Genomic DNA, 8503 nt, shown 5'->3' with positions numbered 1-8503 from the left:
CCCGGCGCCTGCAGGCGCCGGGCCGGGGGCCGCGGTCGGTCACCAGAAGAGGTCGAACAGTCCGCCGTCCTCGGTGGTGGTGGTCGTGGTGTCGTTGTCGTTGGTGGTGTTGTTGCTGTTGGTGTTGGTCGTGTCGTTGTCGGAGCCACCGGTGCCGCCGCTGGCGTTGCCGCCGTTGGCATTGGCGGGCCCGCCGTTGCAGCCGTTGCCCCCGTTGCCGACGGTCGCGGCGCCACCGGTGCCACCGGCGATCCCGACCCCACCGACACCGGCATTGAGGCTGCCTCCGTTGCAGCCGCTGCCGCCGGTCGAGGTGGCGTTGCCGCCGTTCGCGTTGCCGCCGTTCGCGTCTCCGCCTTGGGCGGAGGCGATCCCGGCGCCGCCAGCGACAGCGAACGCGGCGATCGCCGCGGTGGCCAGGACTCGCGTGATGGTGTTCGACATGGTGACTCTCCTTGAATCGGTGGGGGTTGGTCTTGCTTGTGACATCAAGACTCCGCCACCGCGGCGCGCCCCGACAGGCACCCAAGGTGGCGACCCTGCCCACCCCCGCGCGCGCTGCCCTACACCGGGGTCAGCGCGCCGATTCGCCACCGACCGTCGTCCAGTTCGAGGGTCACCTCCACGCGCGAGGCGGTGGCGGCCGGCGCGGGCTGTGCGGTCGACGTGGTGATCTGGTCGATGAACATCAGCAGCCGTGCCCGATCCGCGGTGCCGTCGAGGTAGCCCGCCTCGACCACCCGTGCCCGGGTGCTGATGCCCCGTTCCTTCGACTGTGGGGCAACGGTTGTCGATGCATAGTCGACGAACTCACGACGAAAGTCCCCGGTGGTGTCCTGCCCGGCCCGGTCCAGGTCGGCGTCGACGGTCTGCGCGTTGTAGCTCAACACCGCTTCCACCACCGCCGGCCCCTCGGCGAGCGCGTCCGCCCGCGCCGCCTCCCTCGCCGCGGATCCGCGACTCAGCCACGCGAGCGCGGTAACGGCGAGGACCAGCACCACGACGATGAGCGCGGCCACGACCAGCGCGATCCGTCGCCCCCTCACGGCACGAACTCCATCCCCGACATCAGCAGGCGGTCGCCGACGTCCTCGACCGTGACGCGCAGCCGATAGCTGCGCGGTGTCGCCGTCGGACTGTCGCTGTTCGCGACGCTGGCCGACGCCGCGACGAGCACGACACCGCCACCGCCCGCATCCGTTGCCAGCGCCGCCGAGTCCACCGATCCGTCCGAGCGCACCGCGAACTCCCGGATCGCGGCGGCCAGCCCGGTGCGGCCGTCGGCGAGCTCGTCCGCGAAGGGTCCGGTGCTGAGGTAGCGGAGACGGTCGAGGTCGGCGTCCGCGGAGTCGGTGTCGACGTCGATCATCGCCACCACCCCTGCGGTGGCGGCGGCGACGAGCGCCTGCCGGTGCGCGTCGCGGCTCCGATCGTCGAGGTACCGGCCGATCACCGCGACCGCCCCGACGCCGAGACCGGCGAGGAGCAGCACCGCGATCCCCGCCAGGATCGTTCGCCTCCGACGCCCGGCCGGAGGGAACGCGGCTGCGGCGTCCCCTCGGGCCAGCGCGTCCCCGGCGACCGGCGCGTCCGCTACGGTGTCGGGCCCAGCAGCTGCTGCCATCGGTCGTCACCTCCCCCTGCCGCAGGCGCAATGTCGGTGTGCCCGTATCGCGTGCCGTCCGGCCCGGAGTACAGCTCGTCCGGTGCATTGGTGCCGGACGGGACGAACGGCTCCGGGCTGTTGCAGATCTGCGGTGTCGGCGCCCGCTTCCCCGGGACCTCCGCGCAGGGAATGTTCCTGGAACCGCGGACCGCGAACGTCGAGTCCTGGGGCACCTTGCAGAACAGGTCGGGCGGGGTGGCGGGCACGCTCATGTCCCGCGGGTCGCGGCGTTGGTCGGCGGGCAGGTACCCGGTGGAACAGGCGGCCGGGTCCTGGGCCTGCAGGTGGAAGTTCACGTACGCCGCACCGTCGGCCTGCCCCTTCTGCACCACCGTCTCCTGGGCGGCGACGAGCGGCGGCAGGATCACGAAGACCTGCTCGAGGGCCGCGTTGTAGGTGAGGGCGACCTGCGTGGTGCTGGTCAGATTCGCCAGCATCAGTGGCAGGGTGGGCCGCAGCTGCTGGAACAGGATGTCCGCCTCGGCGGCGAAACCCGGCCCCCGATCGAGGAGCCCCCGCGTCGAACCGTCCGCGGTGGCGAGCTGATCGCTCAGGTGCGCGACGTGTGCGGTCCACTGCCGGATCTGGTCGCCGGTGACGACCTGGGTGTCCAGCAGCGGCGCCAGCTGCCGCACCAGCGTCGTCGCCGAGGTCGTGGCGTCGGCGGCCTGGTCGACGAACGAGGTGGTCGCGTCGAGCAGCCGCGCCAGGTCCTGTCCCCGCCCGGCGAACGCCGCCGCCGACTCGTCGAGGACGGCCCGCAGCGTGTCCTGCGGTATCGACGCGAGCATCTGCTGCGCGCGATCGAGCACGGGACCGATCTCCTGCGGGGTTGTCACCCGCGCCGCCCCGATCACGTCGCCGTCGGTCAGGTACGGCCCGTCGGCGGTTGCCGGCTGCAGGTCGACGTACTGCTCGCCGATCGCCGACACACTCCGCACCGCAACGGCCAGGTCGCGGGTCGGCACCGGCACCGACGCGACGAGCGACAGCTCAGCCCGGACGGCGTCCGGGTCGACCCGGACGTCGTGGACCCGGCCGATGGTCTCGCCGCGGTAGGTGACGTTCGCGTTGCGGTAGAGGCCGCCCGCGTCGGCCATTTCGACGGTGACGGTGTACCGCCCGATTCCCAGCATCGTCGGCACCCGAAGGTAGGCGACCGCGGCCGCGGTCATCCCGATGACGGCGATGACCGCGAAGATCGCGAGTTGGATGCGGACCAGTTTCGTCAGGATCATCGGCCACTCCCCCGCGTGGGCGGATCGAGCGGTGCGGTCACCGGATTCACCGGTTCCCCCGTCGACACCGCCGTCGCCGGCGCGAGCGGGGTGCCGAATCCGAGGCTCTCCCGCAGCCGCTCGCCGGTCAGGTCGACCAGCACCCACAGGTTCGCGTAGTCGCCCCGCATCCCCTGGTCGATGGTGGTCTGCGGGAACGGAAACGTGCTGAGGTTCCCCAGGTTGTTCATCAGGTCCGGACCGGCGGCGACGACCTGTTCGAGGGTTGGTTCCAGGGCCTCGAGGTTGGCCCGCAGATCGTCCCTGGTCCGGGTCACCAGGTCCGTACCCACCGCACCGAATCGGCCAACCGAATCGAGCGCGGACGTCAGCTCGGCGCGGTCGTCCGCGAGCACCGCCATCGCCGGGTCCAGCACGTCCAGTGCCCGGCGCAGCACGTCCCGTTCGGTGGCGATCTCGCCTGCGAACCCGTCCAGGTTCGCCATCGTGGTCACCATCGCGTCCCGCTGCCGATCCAGCGTCTCGGCGAGCGAATCGAACTGTGTCAGCAGGTCCCGCACCGACGCCTCCCGGCCGCCGAGGGTCTTGTTCAGTTCCGTGGTGATGGTCTGCACCTGCGCGAGCCCGCCCCCGTTGAGCACCACCGACAGCGCGGTGAGCGCCTCCTCCGTTGTCGGGTACACCCCGGCGCGGTCCAGCGGGATCAGCGAGCCGTCGGCAAGTTGGCCCTCGGGGGGAACGTCGGTCGGGGGCGCGAGGGCGATGTGGGTGGATCCGAGCAGGCTCGTCTGCCCGATCCGGGCCGTCGCGTTCGCGGGCAACCGCACCGACTTGTCCAAGGACACCGTCACCTTCGCGTGCCAGTTGTCTGGCTCGATGGAGCTGATGCTGCCGACCGTGACATCGTCGACCAGCACCGGCGAGTTCGGGCTGATCGTGGTCACATCCGGCATCTCGATCACCACGGCGAAACTGCCGTCACCGCGGCCAGCGGCCCCGGGCAGCGGCAGCGAGTTCAGGCCGCCCCACTCGCACCCGGACAGCACCAGGGTCGCCGACAGCGCCGCGGCACCGACCGCCCAGCCGCGGCGGCTCACCGTGTCCCCGTCCACGGCGCGAGCAGCGCACCGAGATCCGGAACCGGGACGGTCGGCATCGTCAGCGCGGGCATCGACGCGGCCCCCGGGGCGGCGGCCGGAGCCGGCGGGCGCAGCTGCGGCTCGCTGTAGATCAGTTGCTCCGGCGCCGCGCCGAGCGCGCGGCTCGGGTTGACGGTCAGGTCCGGGTAGTTGGCCTTGACGGTGTTCAGCAGCGGACCCAGGTACTGCGCGCACAGTTCCGCCCCCCTCTCGGACGTCTCGTTGGCCAGCCCCGCGATGCCACCGCAGATGAAGTTGATCGGATTCCCGATGTTCTGGAATGCCGGGACGCCGATCATCGATCCCAGTGCGGGCCGATAGATGTTGTAGTAGTTGGCCAGTGCCGTCGGGCCCAGGTGCAGCACCCGCTCCAGCCCGTCCTTCTTGTCGACGAGTACCCGGGAGACGTCGGCGAGCTTCGCGACCTGCTCGGTCAGCCCGGTCCGGTTCTGCGCGACGAACCGCTGCACATCGGCGACGGCGGCGTCCAGGTCGGCGAGCGCGGGCGCGAGCTGGGTCCGGCCCTCCGCAAGCAGTCCGGAGACCGTCGCGAGCCGCCCCTGGAACTGCACGATCTGCTCGTTGCTCGCGGCGAGTGCGGTGGTGAACGCCTGGAGTCCACGAACGGTGCCGAACAGGTCGTCACCGCTGTCGGACAGGGTGCTCATCGCCCTGGACAGCTCGGCGACCGAGTTCCCCAGCGCGGCGCCGTTGCCCTGCAACGCGGATCCGGCGCCGTTCAGCAGGTTCGCGGCCGGTCCGGGATCGTCGCCGCTCGGCCCGAGCACGTCCGCGGCGCGTCCCAGTTCGGCCTTGATCCGGTCCCACTCGACCGGGACGGCGGTCCGGTCGACACCGATCTCGGCGCCGTCGCCGAGCGCCGGTGCCCCCTCCTCGATGACCGCGGGGGTGAGCTGCACGAATCGCGCGGACACCAGCGACTGGGCGACGATCACCGCCTTCGCGTCCGCGGCGACCGGGACCGAGCGCTCCAGCGTCAGCCGGACCCGCATCCGGTCGCCGTCCGGGTCGATGCCCGTCACCCGGCCCACGTCGACACCGACGACGCGGACATCGTCACCGACGTACAGGCCGGTGGTCGACGTGAAGTACGCGGTGATCCGGTAGTACCGAAGGTGCTGCACGGTCAGGTATCCGGCGGCGGCGATCGCGGCAACCAGGACCACCGTGGCGCCGCCGAGCAGGAGTCTGCGCCGACCGACCGTCGGCCACGGGATCGTCATCGGACCTCCGGGATGGGCAGCGGTGCGGGCGGCAAGCCGACCGCGGGGTTCACCAGCACCTGGGTGTACTGGCCGGGGACCAGGTTCTGGATGTATGCGTAGTAGAAGGGACCGCTGGCCACCGTGTCGCCGAGCGTTCCGACGTAGGTGCCGAGGCCATCGATGCCGGTGGCCATGCTGTCCTTGTTCCGCTGCAGCACGCCGACGACGGTGTTCAGCTTGTCCAGCACGGGGGTCAGCTGCGCCTCGTTGTCGTGCACGAATCCACTCAGCTGCGTCGACACCGCCGAGACGTTGTCGAGCAACTCCGCCAGCGCGGCCTGCCTGCGGGTCAACTCGCCGAGCAGCGCGTTGCCGTCCACCAGCAGCGAATTCACCTGGGGGCCGCGCTCGGCGAGGATCCCGGCGACCCGGTCGGCGTCCGCGAGCAGGGCGCGCAGCGTCTCGTCCCTGCGGTTGAGGCTGTCCGAGATGCGGGCGACACCATCGAGCGCGGGTCGCAGATTCGGCGCGCTGTCGGTCAGCACGGTTCCCACCTCGTCGAGGGACGCCGACAGCCGGTCCAGGTCGATGTCCTCCACCGTGGTGGTCAGGTCACCGAGCACGTCGGGCAGCGAGTAGGCCGACCTGGTGCGGTCGAGGGGGATCTCGCCGCCGACCGGGATCCGCCCGGCACCGTCGAGATCGAGGGTGACGGCCCGCTTTCCGAGCAGCGACATCGTGGTCACCGCCGCCGAGGTGGCCGCGCCGAGGTCGACGGACTCGTCGAGCGTGAAGTCGACCCGGGCACGCCCCCGCTCGACCGCGATTCCGGTGACCGTCCCGACCGCGACCCCCGCCGCGTTGACCTCGTCCCCGGTGGCGAGACCGCTCGCGTCCTCGAACACCGCGTGGTAGGGCACCCCCGACTCCACGAACGGCAGATTCTGGTACTGCAGTGCCGCGAGCACCGCCGCCACCGTCACCGCCAGGCCGACCACCCCGACCCGCACCGAGCGGCCTTCCGTCGCACTTCTCATCGCGGCGCGCACCTCCCCGTCGTCTGGTCGATCAGGTCAACGGTCATCGGCTTTCCGTCGATTCCGTCGACCTTCATCGCGATCCCGCACAGGTAGAAGTTGAAGAAGGAGCCGTACGCGCCGATCCGGATCAGCTGCCGGTAGTTCGACGGCATCGAGGCCACGATCCGGTTCAGCTCGTCCTGCTGCTCAACCACCGGGACCAGGCTCGCGTCGAGTTCGGCGATCGTCCCCGCGATGTCGGGGCGGGTGTCGGTGAGCAGGTCCGCGAAGGTCCCCGTCGCGGTCGTCACGCTCGACACCGCGTCCCCGATCAGCTCGCGATCCGCCCCCAACCCACTCACCAGTTGCTGCAGATGGTCGAGGGTGTCACCGAACTGGTCACCGCGGCCCCGCAGCTCGCTCAGCACCGCGTCGAGGTTGTCGATCACCCGGCCGATCAGCTGGTCCCGGTCCGCGAGGGTGGTGGTGATCGACCCGGTGTGCGCGAGTACCGAGCTGACGGTGCCGGACTGCCCCTGGAAGACCTTGAGCAGCGACATCGACAGCTGGTTCACCTGGACCGGGTCCAGTGCCCGGAACAGCGGTTTGAATCCGCCGAGCAGGGCATCGAGGTCGAGAGCAGGCGCGGTGCGCCGCACCGGGATCGTCTCGCCCGCAGCCAGTGGCCGCGCGGCGCCAGGGGCGTCGAGCAACTCGAGATAACGGTTGCCGACGAGGTCCTGGTAGCGGACCGCGGCCCGCGTCTCGACGGTCGGCACGGCCGCCTCGTCGACGCTGAACTCGACGCGGGCACGACGGTTCGCGCCGAGTTCGACCGAGTCGACGGCGCCGACCGGGACGCCCGCGACCCGCACCCGATCGCCCGGTCGCAGGCCCGAGACGCTGGTGAACTCGGCGGCGAAGGTCGCCGACCCGCCGCCGCGGATCTGGCCGAACACCAGGATCAGGCCTGCGTTCACCAGCAGCATGACCACCGCGAAGACGCCGAACTTCACGGCATAGCCGGGCACCGTCCGGCCCGTCATCGCGGAGTCCCGAACAGGTAGCTCATCAGGTCCCCCGTCGTGTTCATCGGCTGCCCGCCGTTCGGTTGCCGTTCCGGTGCAAAGGGATTCACACCGATGTCGGTCACAAGGAAGGGCGCATTGACGTTCGGGTCCCGCAGCGGCAGACCCATGCAGTGCGGACCGCCGGTCGCCGCGACCTTCGGCAAATCATCCGGGTAGCGGTACGGCTCGGCGCCGGGGACCAGACTGATCGACATCTTCAGCCCGGGCTGACCGTTGTATGCCCCGTCGCCGATCGCCTTGCTCTCCTCAAGACCCCGGAACATGCACGGGATCACCGGGGAGTACTCGCGGAGCAGTTCGGTCGTCGGCCGCAGCGAGGCGAACAGTTCGGCGGACGTGTCGCTGTTCTGCGCCAGCACCTCCGCGCCGGTGTTCGCCAGCCCGGTCACGTTCAGCAGCAGCAGGTCGAGGTTGCGCTGCCCATCGACGAGGGTGGTTCCGGTGGTGGTGAGCGAGCCGAGGGTGCGCATCAGGTCGGGGGCGACCTCCGCGTAGGTCTGGGTGACCGGCGGCAGGTCGGTCAGCACCCGCTCCAGTTCGGGCCGGGCACCAAGGAACTCGACGAGCGACGAATCCGCCTGGACGAGGGCATCTCCCAGCCGGTCGCCGCGTCCCTGCAGGGCACCGGCGAGTGAGCCAAGCGTGGCGTCGAGCTGCTCCGGGGGCACCGCCCGCAGCACCTCGGTGAGGTTCTCGAAGACCGTGTTCATCTCGACCGTGACCTGGGACGCGTCGATGGTGGCGCCGCCGGACAGCCGCGCCTCGGCCGGATCCGGCGGCGCCGTCATGCTGACGAACTTGGCGCCGAACACCGTGTTCGAGGTGATCTCGACGTGCACGTTCGCCGGGACCGCGGCGAGGGCGTCCGGGTCAAGCAACAACGCAAGACGGGCGGTGTCGCCGTCGCCCCGCCCGATCGCGTCGACGGTGCCGATCGTGACGCCCGCCATCTTCACCCGCGCTCCCGGCTCCATCACCAGTCCGGCACGCTCGGCGAGCACCGTCACCGGAACCCGCTGCGTGAACGACTCGGTGAACAGCGCCACCGACAGCGCCACCACCCCGGCGACCGTGCCGATCAGCGCGACCGCGGCGATCTTGTACCCATACCTGTGCACGCGTCC

At 70.9% G+C, this 8503-nt stretch carries 9 protein-coding genes; all 9 read right to left on the bottom strand.

Going from position 1 to position 8503, the window contains the following annotated elements:
• Nucleotides 1-39: 39 nt before the first annotated feature.
• Nucleotides 40-444: a hypothetical protein gene (locus ACFWPA_RS18630; protein ID WP_378506732.1), complete on the bottom strand. Its 405-nt coding sequence runs from the start codon at nt 442-444 to the stop codon at nt 40-42.
• A gap of 119 nt (nt 445-563) precedes the next feature.
• Nucleotides 564-1046 carry a hypothetical protein gene (locus ACFWPA_RS18625; protein ID WP_378571407.1) on the bottom strand — a complete coding sequence of 161 codons (483 nt, stop codon included), beginning with the start codon at nt 1044-1046 and terminating at the stop codon, nt 564-566.
• Nucleotides 1043-1624, bottom strand: a complete 582-nt coding sequence (locus ACFWPA_RS18620) for a hypothetical protein (protein WP_378571405.1) — start codon at nt 1622-1624, stop codon at nt 1043-1045. Before ACFWPA_RS18620 ends, ACFWPA_RS18625 begins: the two co-directional genes overlap by 4 nt.
• Nucleotides 1594-2904, bottom strand: coding sequence for an MCE family protein (locus ACFWPA_RS18615; protein ID WP_378571403.1), 1311 nt, complete (start codon nt 2902-2904; stop codon nt 1594-1596). The genes ACFWPA_RS18620 and ACFWPA_RS18615 overlap by 31 nt, the downstream gene beginning before the upstream one ends.
• A complete protein-coding gene (locus ACFWPA_RS18610) occupies nt 2901-4016 on the bottom strand; it encodes an MCE family protein (protein ID WP_378571401.1) in 1116 nt (371 codons plus the stop codon). The genes ACFWPA_RS18615 and ACFWPA_RS18610 overlap by 4 nt, the downstream gene beginning before the upstream one ends.
• On the bottom strand, nt 3998-5287 hold the full coding sequence (locus tag ACFWPA_RS18605) for an MCE family protein (RefSeq protein WP_378506727.1): 1290 nt from the start codon (nt 5285-5287) through the stop codon (nt 3998-4000). Before ACFWPA_RS18605 ends, ACFWPA_RS18610 begins: the two co-directional genes overlap by 19 nt.
• Nucleotides 5284-6306: an MCE family protein gene (locus ACFWPA_RS18600; protein ID WP_378506726.1), complete on the bottom strand. Its 1023-nt coding sequence runs from the start codon at nt 6304-6306 to the stop codon at nt 5284-5286. The genes ACFWPA_RS18605 and ACFWPA_RS18600 overlap by 4 nt, the downstream gene beginning before the upstream one ends.
• Nucleotides 6303-7334 (bottom strand): MCE family protein, encoded by a 1032-nt coding sequence (locus ACFWPA_RS18595; RefSeq protein ID WP_378506725.1) that lies wholly within the window; start codon nt 7332-7334, stop codon nt 6303-6305. Before ACFWPA_RS18595 ends, ACFWPA_RS18600 begins: the two co-directional genes overlap by 4 nt.
• Nucleotides 7331-8497: an MCE family protein gene (locus ACFWPA_RS18590; protein ID WP_378506724.1), complete on the bottom strand. Its 1167-nt coding sequence runs from the start codon at nt 8495-8497 to the stop codon at nt 7331-7333. Before ACFWPA_RS18590 ends, ACFWPA_RS18595 begins: the two co-directional genes overlap by 4 nt.
• Between the last annotated feature and the right edge of the window lie 6 nt (nt 8498-8503).

Source organism: Rhodococcus sp. NPDC058505 (genome assembly GCF_042720095.1).
Taxonomy (GTDB): Bacteria; Actinomycetota; Actinomycetes; order Mycobacteriales; family Mycobacteriaceae; genus Rhodococcus_G.
The sequence above is the reverse complement of the archived record's forward strand: the minus strand, read 5'-3'. Positions and strand labels throughout refer to the sequence as shown.